This window comes from Asticcacaulis sp. AND118 (genome assembly GCF_020535245.1).
Taxonomy (GTDB): Bacteria; Pseudomonadota; Alphaproteobacteria; order Caulobacterales; family Caulobacteraceae; genus Asticcacaulis.
This window is the reverse complement of sequence record NZ_CP084911.1, coordinates 92,143-109,436: the sequence shown is the minus strand read 5'-3', so window position 1 is coordinate 109,436 and position 17,294 is coordinate 92,143. Positions and strand designations below refer to the sequence as shown.

At 61.9% G+C, this 17,294-nt stretch carries 14 protein-coding genes; 9 read left to right on the top strand and 5 right to left on the bottom strand.

Going from position 1 to position 17,294, the window contains the following annotated elements; genetic code table 11:
• The first annotated feature begins 10 nt into the window (after positions 1–10).
• Positions 11–976, top strand: a complete 966-nt coding sequence (locus LH365_RS14025) for an alpha/beta hydrolase (RefSeq protein WP_226745982.1) — start codon at positions 11–13, stop codon at positions 974–976.
• A gap of 31 nt (positions 977–1,007) precedes the next feature.
• On the opposite strand, the gene pdeM is transcribed toward LH365_RS14025, so the two are convergent.
• Both pdeM and LH365_RS14015 read right to left on the bottom strand, forming a co-directional pair.
• Positions 1,008–1,673 carry a ligase-associated DNA damage response endonuclease PdeM gene (gene pdeM, locus LH365_RS14020; protein WP_226745981.1) on the bottom strand — a complete coding sequence of 222 codons (666 nt, stop codon included), beginning with the start codon at positions 1,671–1,673 and terminating at the stop codon, positions 1,008–1,010.
• Positions 1,657–4,104 carry a ligase-associated DNA damage response DEXH box helicase gene (locus LH365_RS14015; RefSeq protein WP_226745980.1) on the bottom strand — a complete coding sequence of 816 codons (2,448 nt, stop codon included), beginning with the start codon at positions 4,102–4,104 and terminating at the stop codon, positions 1,657–1,659. Before LH365_RS14015 ends, pdeM begins: the two co-directional genes overlap by 17 nt.
• A gap of 75 nt (positions 4,105–4,179) precedes the next feature.
• Here LH365_RS14015 and LH365_RS14010 point away from each other — a divergent pair, with 75 nt between their 5' ends.
• On the top strand, positions 4,180–5,190 hold the full coding sequence (locus LH365_RS14010; protein ID WP_226745979.1) for a ligase-associated DNA damage response exonuclease: 1,011 nt from the start codon (positions 4,180–4,182) through the stop codon (positions 5,188–5,190).
• A complete protein-coding gene (locus LH365_RS14005; RefSeq protein ID WP_226745978.1) occupies positions 5,187–6,767 on the top strand; it encodes a cisplatin damage response ATP-dependent DNA ligase in 1,581 nt (526 codons plus the stop codon). The genes LH365_RS14010 and LH365_RS14005 overlap by 4 nt, the downstream gene beginning before the upstream one ends.
• 15 nt (positions 6,768–6,782) lie before the next feature.
• Here LH365_RS14005 and LH365_RS14000 read toward each other — a convergent pair whose 3' ends face one another.
• The 3 genes from LH365_RS14000 to LH365_RS13990 form a co-directional block, all read right to left on the bottom strand.
• Entirely contained in the window at positions 6,783–9,668 is a 2,886-nt protein-coding gene (locus LH365_RS14000; RefSeq protein WP_226745977.1) for a PAS domain S-box protein, read from the bottom strand.
• 146 nt (positions 9,669–9,814) lie between these two features.
• Positions 9,815–10,807: a zinc-dependent alcohol dehydrogenase gene (locus LH365_RS13995; protein ID WP_255606760.1), complete on the bottom strand. Its 993-nt coding sequence runs from the start codon at positions 10,805–10,807 to the stop codon at positions 9,815–9,817.
• Positions 10,808–10,836: 29 nt separating this feature from the next.
• Positions 10,837–10,992 carry an alcohol dehydrogenase catalytic domain-containing protein gene (locus tag LH365_RS13990; protein WP_226745976.1) on the bottom strand — a complete coding sequence of 52 codons (156 nt, stop codon included), beginning with the start codon at positions 10,990–10,992 and terminating at the stop codon, positions 10,837–10,839.
• 230 nt (positions 10,993–11,222) lie between these two features.
• Between LH365_RS13990 and LH365_RS13985 the strand changes: the two genes are divergently transcribed.
• The 6 genes from LH365_RS13985 to LH365_RS13960 all read left to right on the top strand — a co-directional run bounded on the left by LH365_RS13985 (position 11,223) and on the right by LH365_RS13960 (position 17,292).
• Positions 11,223–11,876 (top strand): DUF6766 family protein, encoded by a 654-nt coding sequence (locus LH365_RS13985; RefSeq protein WP_226745975.1) that lies wholly within the window; start codon positions 11,223–11,225, stop codon positions 11,874–11,876.
• Between the two features lie 91 nt (positions 11,877–11,967).
• Complete coding sequence (locus LH365_RS13980) at positions 11,968–12,132, top strand: hypothetical protein (RefSeq protein ID WP_226745974.1); 165 nt, start codon at positions 11,968–11,970, stop codon at positions 12,130–12,132.
• Positions 12,133–12,141: 9 nt separating this feature from the next.
• Positions 12,142–13,506 carry an Nramp family divalent metal transporter gene (locus LH365_RS13975; protein WP_226745973.1) on the top strand — a complete coding sequence of 455 codons (1,365 nt, stop codon included), beginning with the start codon at positions 12,142–12,144 and terminating at the stop codon, positions 13,504–13,506.
• Positions 13,507–13,630: 124 nt separating this feature from the next.
• The gene (locus tag LH365_RS13970; RefSeq protein ID WP_226745972.1) at positions 13,631–14,152 is read left to right on the top strand and encodes a ferritin-like domain-containing protein; all 522 of its coding nucleotides are present in this window, start codon (positions 13,631–13,633) and stop codon (positions 14,150–14,152) included.
• 195 nt (positions 14,153–14,347) lie between these two features.
• On the top strand, positions 14,348–15,094 hold the full coding sequence (locus LH365_RS13965; protein WP_226745971.1) for an SDR family oxidoreductase: 747 nt from the start codon (positions 14,348–14,350) through the stop codon (positions 15,092–15,094).
• 17 nt (positions 15,095–15,111) lie between these two features.
• Positions 15,112–17,292, top strand: a complete 2,181-nt coding sequence (locus tag LH365_RS13960; protein WP_226745970.1) for a hypothetical protein — start codon at positions 15,112–15,114, stop codon at positions 17,290–17,292.
• The last annotated feature ends 2 nt before the right edge of the window (positions 17,293–17,294 follow it).

Sequence of the window (17,294 nt, the reverse complement as noted above, 5' to 3'; positions counted from 1 at the left end):
GGAGAAAACCATGACTGTTGTGAACGCGATAATCCCTTTCAGTAAAGCGGCGCGCGGCCTTACCGGATGTCTGGCTGCGGGGCTTTTGCTATTTGCGAGCGCTGCGACGCCGGTGTTCGCCCAAAACGACCAGATGACGCCGATCGCCATCCCGTCTCAACCCGATGCCATCGTGCTCAATACAGGTCCGCTACCGGGGGCAAAGGCGTCCGAGTCGTGGCATAGCCAGTACGGCAGCGTGTTCGCCCGCAACGTGACGGTCGCTACGCTCACACCCTTCCTTCCTGCACCCGGGAAGGCGACGGGTGCGGCTGTAATTGTGGCGCCGGGCGGCGGATTCCGCACCTTGTCCATGCAGAATGAAGGCTGGGATGTCGCCCGCGCTCTGGCCGACAAGGGTGTGGCCGCCTTCGTGCTGAAATACCGCCTCAATCAAACGCCCGAAGACATGGCGGCCTTCGAGGCGTCGATGCGCGAGATGTTTTCCGGCGCCGCCCGTCCGCCGCGGCAGACGCCGGAACAGGCCATTGCGGGGCTGTCGCCGCAAATCGCTGACGCCCGTGCCGCGTTCGCGCTCGTCCGGTCACGCGCGAAAGAGTGGCATATCGATGCCGATCGTATCGGCATGGTCGGTTTCTCGGCCGGGGCCATGCTGACCATGGCGACGACGCTGGCCGGTGAAGATGCCAAGCCCGCGTTTATCGGCGACATCTACGGTCCGCTGTCGCCGGTCACCGTGCCTGCCGACGCCCCGCCCTTGTTCGTGGCGCTCGCGGCGGATGATCCGCTGTTCGCGCACGGAGAATTTGGCCTCATACAAAGCTGGCAAAAAGCCAAACGCCCGGTCGAATTCCATTATTACGAACAGGGCGGGCATGGCTTCGGCATGTATCCGAAAGAGACCACGAGCACAGGGTGGTTTGACGCTTTCGTTTCGTGGATGAAGATGCACGGATACATGAAAAGCAAGAATTAAGAGGCTATTCTGGAGTCCGGGCGAAAAGAGGTCATCGGAGGCGCAGAATGGTGCGCCCGATGACCAGATATCGACCGAAGGCATCCTCTCCGGCAATATCCGTCAGGACCTGATGGTGGATATCCAGTCCGCCGGTGAAACTGCCGAAAGCCGGCAGGATGAGGAGAGAACCGTTCACGGCAAAGCACTTGCCGCTGACCCTGTGACCCCGCACGCGCGTGGTCAGTTTCGGATGAAAATGGCCGACGATCTGCGGCAGGTCTGACTCGACGGGCTCGTGGCGGAAGGCGATGCCGTCCACCACGTGATCGTCCACGAAGGTCAGGCTGTCGTCACGGATCAGGCCGACATCGTGATTGCCCTCGATCCACAGGCACGAGTCGACCGAGGTGCACAGGTCGAGGAGTTGGATGCGCGTAGTGGCTTCCAGCCTGTGCCACGCGCCTTTGTCGTGGAAGCTGTCGCCCAGCAGGACCAGGCTGTGCGGCCGATAGCGGGCAATCAGGCCCTCCAGCCGCGTCAGCGTGTCAAGCGTGTCGTAGGGCGCGATGGGTGAACCGAACTGCGCCAGAAAGGTCGATTTTTCGAAATGCAGGTCGGAGACGGCCAGCAGTCGCTGCGCCGGCCACCACAGGGCCAGATCGGCGTCGAGGACCATGCGGCGGCCGCCGAAATCCACCTCAGTCGTCGAGGCCATCCTCCACCTCCGTGATCAGGCGCTGGGCGGCGGCTTCGGCGCTTTCCTGCTGCAACAGGGCTTCGATCCCGCCGCCCGGCAGGCGTTCGGTGCGCACATCGAGGATCACCGGCAGCGACAGCGGCGAGGGGCGCGGCAGGTCGGTAAAGGCGATGCGGTTGCGGAAGGTCAGGATCAGGTCGGTCAGGCGGTCGAGGTCGAGGAGTTCGCGTTCGGCATCGGCGCGCGCCAGCTTGAGCAGGACATGATCGGGTTCATACCTGCGCAAGACGTCGTAGATCAGGTCGGTCGAAAAGGTCACCTGTTTCAGCGTCTTGCGCGCCGCATTATGGTTCTGCTCGACAAGGCCCGCAATGGTCGCCACGCGGCGGAAAGAGCGCTTCAGCATCGGCGAATCCGCCAGCCATTCCTCCAGTTCGTCGGCCAGAATGTCGGCGGAAAACAGATCGTAAGTCATGCCGTCGGTGACCTGTTCGAGGCTGTTGATGGCCAGTCCGTAATCGGTGACGGTGAAACTGAGCGGATGCAGCTCATAGCGCTCCATGCGCCGCGACAGGAGCATACCCAAGGCCTGATTGGCGCGGCGGCCCTCGAAGGTGTAGAGGACCAGCGTGTACAGCTTGCCGCGCGGAAAGCTCTCGATCAGCAGTTCCTGACGATCGGGCAGGCGCGAAAAGCGGGTTTGCAGCGTCAGCCAGTAGCGCACCGGGCCGGGCAGGGCGTTCAGCGCTTCATCGGTTTGCAGCAGGCCGCGCACCCCGTCGGCCAAAAAGGTCGACAGCGGCATCTGCCCGCCGGAATAGGTGGGCAGCATCGGCTCCTTTGCGGCGCTGGGGCGGGCGTCCAGCGTCATGTCGTGGATGCGCTCGAAGGCCAGCACCTCGCCGCCGAAAAAGAAGGTGTCGCCGGGGCGCATCGACTGGCCGAACTGTTCTTCGATCTCACCCAGATACTTGCCGCCGCGGCCGTGCAGGCGGCGCACCTTGAGCTTTCCAGCCTCGATAATGACGCCGATATTCTGGCGGTGCCGGCGCGCAATCTGCGGCGTGGCCGGTATCCAGCCCCGTTCGGTCTCCGTCAGGCGGTGCCAGCGGTCATAATTGCGCAGCACGTAACCGCCATCGACGACGAAACGAAACAGGGTCTCGAACGACGCATAGGTCAGGTCGCGGTAAGACCACGACGTGCGCACGATGGCATAAAGCGTTTCCGGCATGACCGGCGCGCTGCACGCGGCGTTCAGTATGAACTGCGCCAGCACGTCCTGCGCGCCGGGCAGGGGCATATCGCCGTCGAGTTTGCGCGCGCGGATGGCGGCGATGGCCGCTTCGCACTCCAGCACCTCGAAGCGATTGGCCGGGCAGAGAAAGGCCTTCGACGGCACATCGACGCGGTGGTTTGAGCGCCCGATGCGTTGCAACAGACGGCTGACGCCCTTGGGCGCACCGACCTGTATCACCAGATCGACGTCGCCCCAGTCGATGCCCAATTCGATGGCCGAGGTGGCGACCAGCGCCCGCAGCTTGCCCTGCGTCATCATGGCGATGGTTTTCAGCCGCATCTCGCGGGTCAGCGAGGCATGGTAGATGGCGATGGGCAGGGCCTCGTCATTGGCCTCCCACAGGAATTGAAACAGCAGTTCGGCCTGCGCGCGGGTATTGACGAAGACAATAGCCGTGCGCGCCTTTTCGATCTCACCCAGGATTTCCGGCACGGCGTACTGCGCCATAAAACCATTATAGGGCGGGGGCTTTTTCGTGGGCAGGATCGATACTTCCGGGGCCGTGCCGCCCAGGCCCAGGGTCGCGCTGTCCAGATGCGCGACCGGTTTTCCATCCCTGCCCAGCCAGTCGCAGAAGCGGTCGGGCTCCGCTACCGTGGCCGACAGGCCGATACGGCGATAACCGGGACTGAAGGCTTCGAGTTGCGCCAGAGCCAGGGCGATCAGGTCGCCGCGACGCGATGCCGCCACCTGATGGATTTCGTCGATGATCACCGCCTGAAGGTTGCCGAACATCTGCGCGGCTTCCGGATAGGACAGCAGCAGCATCAGCGATTCCGGCGTGGTCAAAAGGATATGCGGCGGCTTGGCGCGCTGGCGCTGTCGTCGGTATTGCGAGGTGTCGCCGGTGCGGCTTTCGACGCGCACGGGCAGGTCCAGCGCGTCGATCATGGCCGTGACATTGCGTTCAATATCGTAATTTAACGCCTTCAGCGGCGAAATGTAGAGCGTATGCAAACCATTTGGCCGCGTCTGCGTAATATGGATCAGGGACCCCAAAAAGCCTGCTAGCGTTTTTCCGGTGCCCGTGGGCGCGGTCAGCAGCGTGGATCGTCCGGCGTCAAACCGCGCCGTCATCTCCCGCTGGTGCGGCAACAGGGTCCAGCCTTGCGAGGTAAACCACGACTGGAAGGCATCGGGTATCGTCATGGGACGCTTGTAACGTGAACGTTCATAAAAAGGCAGTTATTGCGGCTGTTACGTTCAGGATCGCCGAGGTGATCAGTGACCCACCCGCGTGACTGGATAGAGGTGCGGGCGCAAGGCGTGTGGTGCCGTCCCGGCGACTTTTTTATCGACCCTATGCAGCCGGTGGACATCGCCATCGTCACCCACGGCCATGCCGACCATGCGCGCGCCGGCCATCGTCACGTCTTCGCCACGCCGGAGACCCTGGCCATCATGCGCAGCCGCTACGGCGAAGACCATTTCAGCGAGGCCGAGCACGCTTTGGAATACGGTCAGGCCGTGGAGATCAACGGCGTGCGCGTCAGCCTGCATCCGGCAGGGCACATCCTGGGGTCGGCGCAGGCGCGGCTGGAATATGACGGTGCGACCATCGTCTTTTCAGGGGATTATAAACGCCGCGCCGATCCGACCTGCGCGCCGTTCGAGCCGGTGCCGTGCGATGTCTTTGTGACCGAAGCCACCTTCGCCCTGCCGGTGTTTCGTCATCCGCCGCTGGCCGGTGAGATCGACCGGTTGCTGGCTTCGGTGCGGCAGTTTCCCGATCGGTGCCATCTGGTCGGGGCCTATGCGCTCGGCAAATGCCAGCGCGTCATCTGCGCCCTGCGCGCAGCCGGATATGCAGAGACGATCTATCTGCACGGCGCCATGGTGCGTCTGTGCGAGCTGTATCAATCTCTGGGCGTCGATCTGGGGCGGCTGGAGCCGGTCACTCCCGAAAACGCGAAGACGCTGGCGGGCAGGATCGTCCTGTGTCCGCCTTCGGCGCTGAAGGACCGCTGGTCGCGCCGGTTGCCTGAGGCGCTGACGGCGGCGGCCTCCGGCTGGATGCGTATCCGGGCGCGCGCCAAGCAGAAGGGTGTCGAATTGCCGCTGGTGATTTCCGACCATGCCGACTGGGACGAACTGATCCAGACACTCACCGATGTCGGCGCGCCGGAGGTCTGGGTGACGCACGGCCGCGACGATGCGCTGGTGCATCAGGCGACGCAGATGGGGCTCAAGGCGCGGGCGCTGCGTCTGATCGGCTATGAGGACGACGCGGAATGAAAGCCTTTTCCCGTCTGCTTGAGCGCCTCTATTACGAGCATTCGACGCTCGGCAAGACGCGGCTGCTGCTCGACTATCTGAAAGAGACGCCCGACCCGGACCGGGGTTATGCTGTGGCGATCATTGCCGGCGACCTGTCCTTGCCCAACTTCCGGCGCTCGATGGTGCTGGAACTGATCCGCGCCCGCGTCGATCCGACGCTTCTGGCGCTGAGCCACGATTATGTGGGGGAGTTGTCGGAAACCGTCGCCCATCTGTGGCCGGCGTCCGAAGCGGAACACAGCGACCTTCCGCCGCTGCACGAGTTGGTTGAGGCTCTGCGCCATACGCCGAAGGCGCAACTGCCCGACTATGTGGCCGGGTTGCTCGACCGCATGACGTCGCCGGAACGCTGGGCGCTGCTGAAGATCGGATCGGGCGCCTTGCGCATCGGCGTGTCGGCGCGGCTGCTCAAGCAGGTTTTGGCCAAATTCGGCGATCAGCCCGTCGAGCGCATCGAAAGTCTCTGGCACGGCATCGACCCACCCTACGAGCCGCTGTTTGCCTGGCTGGAAGGCCGCAGCCCGGAGCCGGTTGTGACCGAACGGCTGACCTTTACCCCGGTCATGCTGGCCCATCCTCTGGAGGCGAAAGATCACGGATTGATCGTGCCGGAAACCTATGCGGCGGAATGGAAATACGACGGCATCCGCGTGCAGGTCGTCCATTCGGGCATCGGCCGCGCCCTGTTCACCCGCACGGGCGACGATATTTCGGGATCGTTCCCCGATGTTCTGGCGCACCTGAACTTTCATGCCGTGCTCGATGGTGAACTCTTGATTCAACGCGGTGAAGAGACCGGCAGCTTCAACGACCTGCAGCAACGGCTGGGCCGCAAGGCGCCTTCGGCGAAGCACATGGCCGACTATCCGGCGGCCATCGTCGCCTACGATGTGCTGTTTCTCGAAGGCGAGGACGTGCGCACGCAACCCTACGAAGCGCGTCGCGCTGTGTTGCAGGCCGCTCTCGAACGCCACCGCCCCGAAGGCATCCGCCTGTCGCCGCCACTGGTCTATGGCGATTTCGCCGAACTGGAGGCCTTGCGGGCCAGTGTCGACAACGCCTCGGTCATCGAGGGCCTGATGCTCAAGCGCCGCGACAGCGCCTATGTCGCCGGACGCCCGACCGGACCGTGGTACAAGTGGAAGATCAATCCCAAACTGGTCGATGCGGTGCTGATGTACGCCCAGCGCGGGTCCGGAAAGCGTTCGAGCTTCTATTCCGACTTCACCTTCGGTCTGTGGTCGGGCAACCAGCTCCTGCCCATCGGCAAGGCCTATTTCGGGTTTACCGACGCCGAACTGAAGGAACTGGACAACTGGGTGCGTCACAACACGCTCAACAGCTTCGGACCGGTGCGTGAGGTGAAGAAGGAACTGGTGTTCGAGGTCGCCTTCGATGCGGTCAACCGTTCCAAACGGCACAAGTCCGGCTACGCCCTGCGCTTTCCGCGCATCAACCGCATCCGCTGGGACAAGCCGGCGCAGGAGGCCGATCAATTGCCCGTGCTGGAAGGCTTGCTCGGCGAGACGGCGTAGCGATGGCTGCGCCGGCTAAGATCGTTCCGACTTTTCAAGCACTTCGCGAACCCGGCTGGCGAGTTCTTCGAGGGTGAAGGGTTTGCCGATGAGTTCAACATCGGCGTCGAGAACGCCGTTATGGATGACCGCATTGCGCGTATAGCCCGTGGTGTAGATAACCGGCAGATCGGGCCTGCGTTCCTTGGCCATGTCGGCCAGCTTCCGCCCGTTCATTTCCGGCATGACGATATCGGTCAGCATGAGATCGATGTCGGGCCGCTCGATAAGTATGGTAAGCGCCGCCTGCGCGCTGCCGGCCTCCAGCACGCGATACCCCAGGTCCGTCAGAGCGCCTACGGAAAACTGCCGGACAAGGTCTTCGTCGTCGACGACCAGAATGACTTGAGCCTGATCGGCCTTGGGGAGGTCGTCGCTCATCTGCTCGGACAGCGGCTCTTCCACGGCACCGGTAAAGCGAGGCAGATAGATTTTGACAGTGGTTCCCTGACGGGGTTCGGAATAGAGCCGGATATGACCGCCAGATTGTTTGATAAAACCATAAACCTGACTGAGGCCAAGGCCGGTTCCCTTACCGACCTCCTTGGTGGTGAAGAAGGGATCGAAGGCCTTGGCCATGATGTCGGGGGGCATGCCGGCCCCGGTATCGCTTACGGCGATCATCACATACTGTCCGGGGGCCACGCCCAGTTCTCGGGCGGCGTATCGCCGGTCGAGGTCGACGTTCTGCGTTTCAATGGTCAGGCGTCCGCCTTCCGGCATGGCGTCGCGCGCATTGACGGCGAGGTTCAGCAGTACGTTTTCCAACTGGTTCTGATCGGCATGGACGCGCCAGAGCCCGCCGGCGAACACCGTTTCCAACTGGATGTCGCCGCCCAGGGAGTGGCGGAACAGCTCGGACATGCCCGAAACCACCTTTATCAGATCAAGCACCTCAGGACGCAGCGGCTGTTGACGGGAAAAGGCCAGCAGGCGTTGAGTGAGGGTCGCCGCGCGGCGCGAAGCTTCGATCGCGGCGGAGATCAACTGTTTGGCTCTGGGGTTGTCCTCTCCGGTGCGCCGGTCGAGAAGTTCGAGGGAGCCGGAAACAACCGCAAGCATGTTGTTGAAATCGTGGGCCACGCCGCCGGTCAGTTGTCCCACAGCTTCCATTTTTTGCGCCTGACGCAACTGTTCCTCGGCCTCCTGCAGTCTGTGCTGATCGTGCACTCTTTCCGTCACGTCGAAGACAAACTGATAGGCGCCGATCAGTTCGCCGGTCTCGTCACGCAGGGGGTTGAACTTCATTTCGTAATAACGCCGGTCGAGGTCGGGCCTTCCGAAATCGGCGACCTGCGTGAAGGCCTCCCCTTTGAGGGCGCGGCTCCACAGTTCGCGCACGGCGTTTTGCTCTTGCGGCAGATGACGCAGGGCCTCCAGCATATTGTCGCCCACCTGCGGACGCACACCGAAGATCCGTGTAAACTCAGCCGCACTGGCCGCATTGATGGCCAGCCAGTTGAAGTTCAGGTCTACGACCTGCACGAAGGCGTCGGTCGACTGAAGAATGTCGGCCAGCAGCTTTTTTTCGGCCAACGCCTGAGCGATGCGGCGCTCCAGTTGTTCGTTCAGTTCGCGCAGTTCCGCCTCGCGGTGACGTAACTCGGTGGTGACGCGGGCGCGCTCGGTGGCGGTCCGTGTGCGCTCCGCCACCTCTTTGATGAAGCCGATTTCGTCCTCAGGCCAGGGGCGCGCTTCGGCATGATTAAGGTAGAGCAACGCCACGAACTGCCCGCGCTCGGTCACCGGCATGTTGACCACCGACTGGGCGCTGATCGCCTTGAGGGCGGCGGCGTTTTCGCGGGTGCGGGGATCGATTTCCGCATCGGCAAACACAACCGTGTCCCCTTTGCGAAGGTCCTCGATATAGGAGCCGTAGTCCCGAAAATGCAGAACCCCCGCCAGACTTTTGATGCCCGGCGCGTTCCAGTCGCGCTCGATGGTTATGGTTTCGTCGATCGTGTCGATAATACCGTAGCCGGCCCGGCTGACCCCCAGAGTTTCACCCAGCAGCCGTGCGGCGGTGTGGGCAATCTCGTCCGGGTCTTCCAGATCGCGGATTTCGTCGGTGAGTTTGGAAAGCGCATTGCGGTGTTTGATCGCGCGCGTCTCGTTCGTCACGTCACGGGCGATTTTCGAAGCGCCGATGATGACGCCCTGGCTGTCACGGATAGGAGAAACGCTGATCGATACGTTGACGATGCGCCCCGATTTGTGCATGCGCTCGGTGACGAAATGATCGACCCGTTCGCCGCGGCGGACCTTGGCGATAATGACGTCTTCTTGCGGTCTGAGTTCAGTCGGAATGATCAGGGTAACGGGTTGTCCGACCGCTTCCTGGGCGGTGAAGCCGAAAATCCTCTCCGCGCCGCGATTCCACGAGGTGATGATGCTGTTGAGGTCCTTGCTGACGACGGCATCGTCCGAATTATCGACGATAGCGGCCAGATAGGCGCTGACGCGGTCCGCCTGCTTCACCGCTGTAATGTCTCGCGCCACCTTGGAGGCTCCCGTAATCCGCCCGGTCTCATCGCAGATCGGTGAAACCGTTACGGACAGGTCAATGAAGCTGCCGTCTTTGCGCCGGCGCACCGTTTCGAAGTGATCCACCCGTTCACCGGCTCGTATCTTGCTGAGGATCAGTTCTTCTTCGGCAAGCCTCTCCGTCGGAATGATCAAGGTGATGTTCCGGCCGATGGCTTCACTGGCCGTATATCCGAAAATAGCCTCGGCAGACTGGTTCCACGAGGTGATAATGCCTTCGAGCGTCTTTCCTATAATGGCTTCGTCAGACGACTCGACGATGGCGCCAAGACGGGCTTTCAAAGCCAGCGTCTCGTCTGCGGTCTCATTTCTGGCCATGAGCACGAACATTCCGACAGGCTAAAGGGTTAAACCCTTGCCTAAGAGGAAAAATGTAAGAAAACAGTGGGAAGAGTAGGCCGGACGAAGCCCCGGGGACCAGGGTCGGCGGGTAAACGCGCCTGCCCCCGGAAATTCCACTGATTTTACGGATTGAGAACGACCTTGATGCAGCCATCGGCCTTGTCGCGGAAGGTTTTGTAGAGCGCCGGCGCGTCGTCCAGTCTGGCCCGGTGGGTGATGACGAAGGACGGGTCGATCTCGCCGCGATCGATCTTGTCGAGCAGGATGGGCAGATAGCGGTGCACGTGGGTCTGGCCTGACTTCAGCGTCAGCCCCTTGTTGACGAACGCACCCAGCGGGATGCCATCGAGATAGCCGCCATAGACGCCGGGCATGGAGATGGTGCCGCAGCAACGGCAGGACAGGAAGGTTTCGCGTACGACATGCGGTCGGTCGGAGGCCAGCTTGACCACCTGCTTCACCTTATCGATCACGGCGTCGACCGAACCATGACCTGAGGCTTCGGTGCCGACCGCGTCGATGCACCGGTCCGGCCCGCGTCCGCCGGTCATGCGGTTGAGCGCTTCATAGACGCCGTTGGATTCTTCGGAAAAGTCGAGGATTTCGGTCTTGCCGTCGGCAGCGGCCAGCGCCAGCCGCTCCGGCACTTCGTCGATAGCGATGACGCGACCCGCGCCGAACATCCAGGCCGATTTGATGGCGAACTGTCCGACCGGACCGCAGCCCCAGACCGCTACCGTGTCGCCCGGTTCGATGTCGGCATTTTCAGCGGCCATATAACCCGTCGGAAAGATGTCGGAGAGGAACAGAACCTGCTCGTCGCTCAGATGGTCAGGCACCTTGAACGGACCGACATCGGCATAGGGCACGCGGACATATTCCGCCTGACCGCCGGAAAAGCCGCCCAGCATGTGCGTATAGCCGAACAGGCCGGACGGCGAATGGCCCATGGCCTTGGCCGCCATGTCCGCATTGGGATTGGAGCGTTCGCAGCAGGAGGTAAATCCTTTCTTGCAGAAGAAGCACTCGCCGCAGGCAATGGTGAAGGGCACAACCACGCGATCGCCGATTTCCAGATTGGGGACCAGCGAGCCCTTCTCGACGACGATACCCATAAATTCATGGCCGAGAATATCGCCGGATTTCAGGGTCGGAATGATCCGCCGTACAGATGCAGGTCGGAGCCGCAGATGGCGGTGGACGTCACCTTGATGATGGCGTCGCGCGGATCGAGCAGTTTCGGATCGGGCACGGTATCGATGCGGACATCGCCCGCACCATGCCAGCAAAGCGCTTTCATATGTATGTCCCTGGATAAATGGGTTCAGGCGAGGCCTTCGGTGCGCACGGACGCTAATCCTTAGACCCCTGCGAAAGCACAGCGGGACAGGCCGCGTACTTATTCATTTTCGCTCAAGGGCGCGGTTTAGGATTAATTTAGGTCGGGCCGGGCGCGGCAGATTGGCATGGCATTTTTAGCCGCACCGGCGCTTTCTCGCTGCATCGAAATCCCGGAACAGAGGTGTGATAATGAAGTACCCCTTCCTGCGGCGAAACGGACTGTCGGTCTTTGTCCTCGGCTTTTTTCTGGTGTTCTGGGCGGCGCAGGCCCTGACCGGCTGGGCGGTCTATAACGAAATGCGCACGGAGGAGGGAGCGGCGGCCATCGGCCTGCTGGGCTATCTGACCACCGGCGACTTTATCGAAGTGACCTTCGAAAACTGGGAAAGCGAATTTTTCCAGATGGGCATCTATGTGCTGGCCACCGTCTGGCTGCGCCAGCAGGGCTCATCGGAATCGAAGCCCGTAGAAGGCGACAGCGATGTGGACAAACAACCCGTTGCGCACCCCGGCGCGCCGTGGCCGGTACGCCGGGGCGGCTGGATACTGGGCTTGTATAAATACTCGCTCAGTCTGGCCTTCTTCGCGCTCTTCCTCATTTCCTTCTCGTTGCACGCTTTCGGCAGCTATCGTCATCATGTGGAAGAGGCCGCGCTGAAAGACCAGCCGGCGGAGGGATTTGCGGCGTTCATGGCAGGACCGACCTTCTGGTTCGAATCTTTCCAGAACTGGCAGAGCGAATTTCTGGCCATAGGTGCCATCGTCATCCTGTCGATCTGGCTCCGTCAGCACGGCTCGCCGGAATCGAAACCCGTAGACATGGCGCACGACGAAAATCCCTGACTTCCGCCGTCCTTATCCTGCGTGTCGCCATCCCTATTCCATGCTTACGGATGTCGGCCGAAAATGGCTCGAACGAGCAAGGAGCAAGATCATGGGCCAGACGGATAAGGGGCTGAGCGACCCGAAGGGCGGCGGCAACGAAAAGGACAACGCCAATGTCCATGTCGAGTTGAAGCCCGAATGGAAGAAACGCCCGGCCAGATATCCGCAGGCCGGCAAGCAACTGGGCGAACACGACACCGGCAAAAAGTCGTAAGAGGCCGCCGTGACGCCGCCCGAAGACGCCGCGCCCGATGCGTGGAAATATGCCGATGCCGGCAGCGCGACGCGCGAAAGCCTGCAAGAGGTCAATGCGTCGGTGCGCGTGCCGGCAGACGCTCTGTGGTGGCGGCGACTGCTGGCGTTTCTCGGCCCCGGCTACATGGTCAGCGTCGGCTATATGGATCCCGGAAACTGGGCCACGGATCTCACCGGCGGATCGCGTTTCGGCTATACGCTGTTGTCGGTCATCCTGCTCTCCAACCTGATGGCGATCCTGCTTCAGGCCCTGGCGGCGCGGCTGGGCATTGCTACGGGCCGCGATCTGGCTCAGGCCTGTCGCGACTCCTATCCGCCGGTCGTGCGTACGGGGTTATGGCTGTTGTGCGAGGCGGCGATCATCGCCTGCGATCTGGCCGAGGTCATCGGCACGGCCATCGCGCTCAACCTCTTGTTCGGTATGCCGCTGGCGGTCGGCGCGCTACTGACCGGCCTCGATGCCGTTCTGATCCTGTTTCTGATGCACAAGGGGTTTCGTTATCTCGAAGCCTTTGTCGTCGCCCTGCTGCTTATCATCGCCCTCTGTTTCGTGGTGCAGATCGCGCTGGCGGCTCCGCCCGTCGGCGCTGTGCTCGGCGGATTCATCCCGCGGACTGAGATCGTCACCCATCCAGGCATGTTGTTCGTCGCCATGGGCATTATCGGAGCGACGGTCATGCCGCACAATCTCTATCTCCACTCCTCCATCGTCCAGACGCGCGCCTATGCGCGCACCGATGCCGGCAAGCGCGACGCCTTGCGCTGGGCGACGCTGGATTCGACCCTGGCCCTGATGCTGGCCCTGTTCATCAACGCCGCCATCCTGATACTGGCGGCCGCCGTTTTCCACGGTCGCGGCCACGACCAGGTGGTGGAAATCGAACAGGCCTATCATCTGATGGCGCCGCTGCTGGGGGTGGGTTTCGCCTCGACGCTGTTCGCCGTGGCCTTGCTGGCGTCGGGTCTGAACTCAACGGTCACCGCGACGCTGGCGGGGCAGATCGTCATGGAAGGCTTCATGCGCTGGCGTCTGCCGCACTGGGCGCGGCGGTTGCTGACGCGCGGGCTGGCCATCGTGCCCGTGCTGATCGTGACGTTGCTCTATGGTGAGCGCGGCACGGCGCAGCTTCTGGTTCTCAGTCAGGTCATCCTGTCGATGCAACTGCCCTTTGCCGTCATTCCCCTGATCAGCTTTGTCGGCGACCGGCGCAAGATGGGAGGCTTTGTCGTTTCCAATCTGACGCGCGCGGCGGCGTGGACTGTGGCGGCCCTGATCGTGGCGCTTAATCTGAAGCTTTTGCTGGACGTGTTTGCCGAGCTTCTGCGATCGTGAAGGGCGCATAAAAAGGCGCTTTGATGCGGTCCTGATTCCGCAGGGCAAGCGGCGTATGTCATTCCGCACAGCTTGGGCGATAGGGTCTGTTTCGTCCCCCTAACCCACAGATATCGGAGCTGATATGCCCAAGATCACGACGCTTGAAGACGCTTTCATCCACGAACTTTCCGACGTGTACAGCGCTGAAAAGCAACTGACCAAGGCGCTGCCGAAGCTGGCCCGCGCCGCCACCCATCCCAAGCTGGCCGAAGGCTTCACCCAGCATCTGGAAGAAACTCAGGGCCAGATCGAGCGCATCGATCAGATCGTCGAAGCGCAGGGGCTCAAGCTCAAGCGCGTCAAATGCCTGGCCATGGAAGGTCTGGTCGGCGAAGGCGGCGAAACGATCGAGGAGATCGAAAAGGGCCCGGTGCGCGACGTTATGCTGATCGTCGGCGCGCAGAAGGTCGAGCACTATGAAATCGCCGCCTATGGCAGCCTGATTACTCTGGCCGACCAGCTCGGTTACAAGGACGCCGTGCGCCTCCTGAAGGAGACGCTGGCCGAGGAAAAGGCGACCGATGAAAAGCTCAACGGTCTGGCCACGTCCGAGGTCAATCGTCAGGCGCTCGAAGCCGCCGCTCAGGTCGAGCCGGCTGAGTAAGCCCCCCCTTGTTGCGTGAAAAGGGCCCCGTCCGGGGTCCTTTTTTCGTTTAGAGCGCAATCCGATAAAGTGGGCACCACTTTTCGGAAAAATTGCGCGACCACTCAAAAACTTAGAGCGAGATGATGTTTCCACTTTAAATCATCTCGCTCTAAAATCAACGGGCATGACCGTGCCCCACATATGGAGGCGACCGTGGCTATCGAGACGACATCTTTGCAAGGCAAACGCGTACTTGTCACCGGCGGTACGACCGGCATCGGCCGGGCGACCGTGGCGCTTCTGGTCGAGCAGGGCGCGCGGGTCGTGACCTTCGGTCGCCATCAGCCCGAACTGGAGGATTCGCTGCGCCATGCGCGCGGCATCAATCCGGCGGCGAACCTCCACGGTCTGACCGCCAATGTGGCCACGCGCGAAGGCGTGGCGGCAGTGTTCGCCGCGGTCGATCTGCATCTGGGCGGGCTCGACATCCTCATCAATAATGCCGGCCTGGCGGTGGCTGGCGCGCAGGACACGCCGGACGAAGAGTGGCGTCTGGCGGCGGAAACCAACTTTCTCGGCTATATCGCCTGTGCGCGCGAAGCCATCCATCGCATGCAGGTTACAGGCAGCGGGCATATTGTCTTCATAGGTTCCGTAAGCGCCGAGTTTCAGTCGCCGGGGAGCAGCGTTTACGCCGCGACGAAAGCCGGCATCGAAACCTATGCCAAGACCCTGCGCAAAGAGGTGATGGAGAGCAATATCAAGGTGACCCTGATCGAGCCCGGTTCGGTGGGCGCCGATATGCAGGACAAGAGCCCTGAAGAACAGCGTGAAGCCATCGCCAGAAATGAAATGCTCTATGCCGAGGAACTGGCGGACACGATCGGCTTCGCGCTGACGCGGTCGGCGCGCACGGACGTGTCGGTCATGCGCGTCGAACCCCTGCTCGAACGCACCTGACGGTGTCGGGACCGACGATGAAACGGAAGGCGCCGCGCATCACGCAGGAAACCCTGCGCGTCAGAGCCGATTTGCAGGAGGCCGGGAAGGCCGCGGCTACCTTGAGCTTTGGCGCTCTGACGCTTGAGATCAAGAAAGGGCGGGACACCCCTTGGCTCAAGATTTCGCGGGCGGATCGCGGGGGATTGGCCCTGCGCCTGATTTTCGGCAACGGACCGTATGGTCCGGTCAAAATAGAGCGCACGCCGTCGGGGCTGGCGCTGTCTATCCAGACTGAGGCGGCGGATTGGACGGTGACGATAACGCTGACCGGCCAAACCCTGCTGAGCGTCCGTAGCGAAGTCACACCGAAGATCGATCTTCTGGTGCCCTTCTGGCCGCGCGACCTTTACGTGCTCGATACTCATGATGATCCCACAGGCGCAAAGGGGCAGGTGGAGGCGGCGCAGCGCGGTTACAATACCGGCCTCTGTTACTTCTGCCTCAAGGAACCTGACTTCGGCTGCGTTCTCTATGTGCAGAACCTGTCGGCGCTGAACCCGTTTTTCCAGGCGACCTCGACCAAGCCCGACGGCGTGGTGGGGGGTGAGTGGCCGGAACTGGGATATCAGCCGCCGGCCTCTCCGAACGGGAACTCGCCGCCGACCGCGCCGCTCAGGGCCGGTGAGCGTTATGTTATCTCGGATGTCTTTATTGGCTTCCGCGAGGCGTGCGCGGCCGACGAGACCGAGAAGGCGCGGCTGTTCATCGACATGATCGGGGACGTCTATCCGCATCTCGAACGTCCCGAACCGGCCTTTCATGACTGGACGAAGCGCGCGGAGACCACACTGCATGACCTCAAGACGGCGCCGGAAGCCACGATCCGTCAGTACAGTCAGCTCTATCTGCATCCCTATACGGCCTCGGAATATCCCGACTCCATGGTTCAGATGAGCGTGGCGGCGGCGCTGGACGAATATGAAGGCTTGTTCGGAAAGACCGAACCATTTCGTGAGGTGCTGATGCGCGGCATGGGACGGTTCTACGATAAAGAACTGGGTACGATTCGCCGCTATCTGCCTAATGTCGGTGATGACAAGGACGCCAATGCGGTCGATTCCTGGTATCTCTACCATCCCCTGATGAATCTGGGTCGGTTGGCCCTGCGCGCTGATGTCCGGGCGCGACGGCTGTTCCTGAAGTCGCTGGACTATGCCGTCAAAGCCGCGCGGCATTTCGACTATATCTGGCCTATCCAGTACGATGTGCGTGACTTCTCCGTCATTACGGAAACGCGCGGTGATGGATATGGTCAGACCGATGTGGCGGGCCTCTACGCCTATGTCATGCTTCAGGCGCATCAGTTGACCGGCGACGAGGCGTATCTTTCCGAGGCGAAGGCCGCCCTGTGCGCCGCGAGGGACATGCGCTTTGAACTGATCTATCAGGCCAATCTGACGGCGTGGGGCATCGCCGCCTGCATCAAGCTGTGGCGCATCGATGCCGACGAGCGCCATCTGGCGCAGGCCGAGGTCTTTCTGGCCAGTTTCGTTCACAACGCCATCCTGTGGGACTCGCAGATCGAACACGCGGCGGCCTATAACAACTTTTTCGGTGTCACCTGTCTGCACGACGCACCCTACATGGCCGCCTACGAGTGCTTCGAATCGTTTTCGGCCTTTGACGAAGTGCTGAAACTGGCCGGCGAAGACCTGCCGCCCAAGATGAAGCTGCTGCTGGCTGAATATCGCCGCTTCGCCTTTGACCGTAGCTGGAGCTACTATCCCGACGCCCTGCCCGAAGAGGCTTTGGCGACCGATATCCGCAACGGTCATATCGATGCGAAACTGTCTTTTCCGCTGGAGGACCTCTATGCCGACGGCCAGGCCGCCGGGCAGGTGGGACAGGAAATCTATGGCTGCGGCGGGGCCTTCATCATCGCCGCGCGCGGCTTTTACGGGACCGATCTGCGGTTCTGGCTGTTCGCCGACTATCCCTATTCCGTGACGCGGAATGACCGTAGCCTGATGGTGGCCCTGAAAGGACCCACGGGGCAGACGGCCACCCTCCGCTTCCTGCCCAAAGGCGGGCGAAAGCTGCCGAATATTTCCGTTCGTATTGAGGAAGCGGACATCCGGACCTCGGAGGCGGCGGATGACGCCGCTCATCGGGTGTGCAGCCTGGCGGCGGGGACGGTGGGGTTCGTATCGTGGTAGCC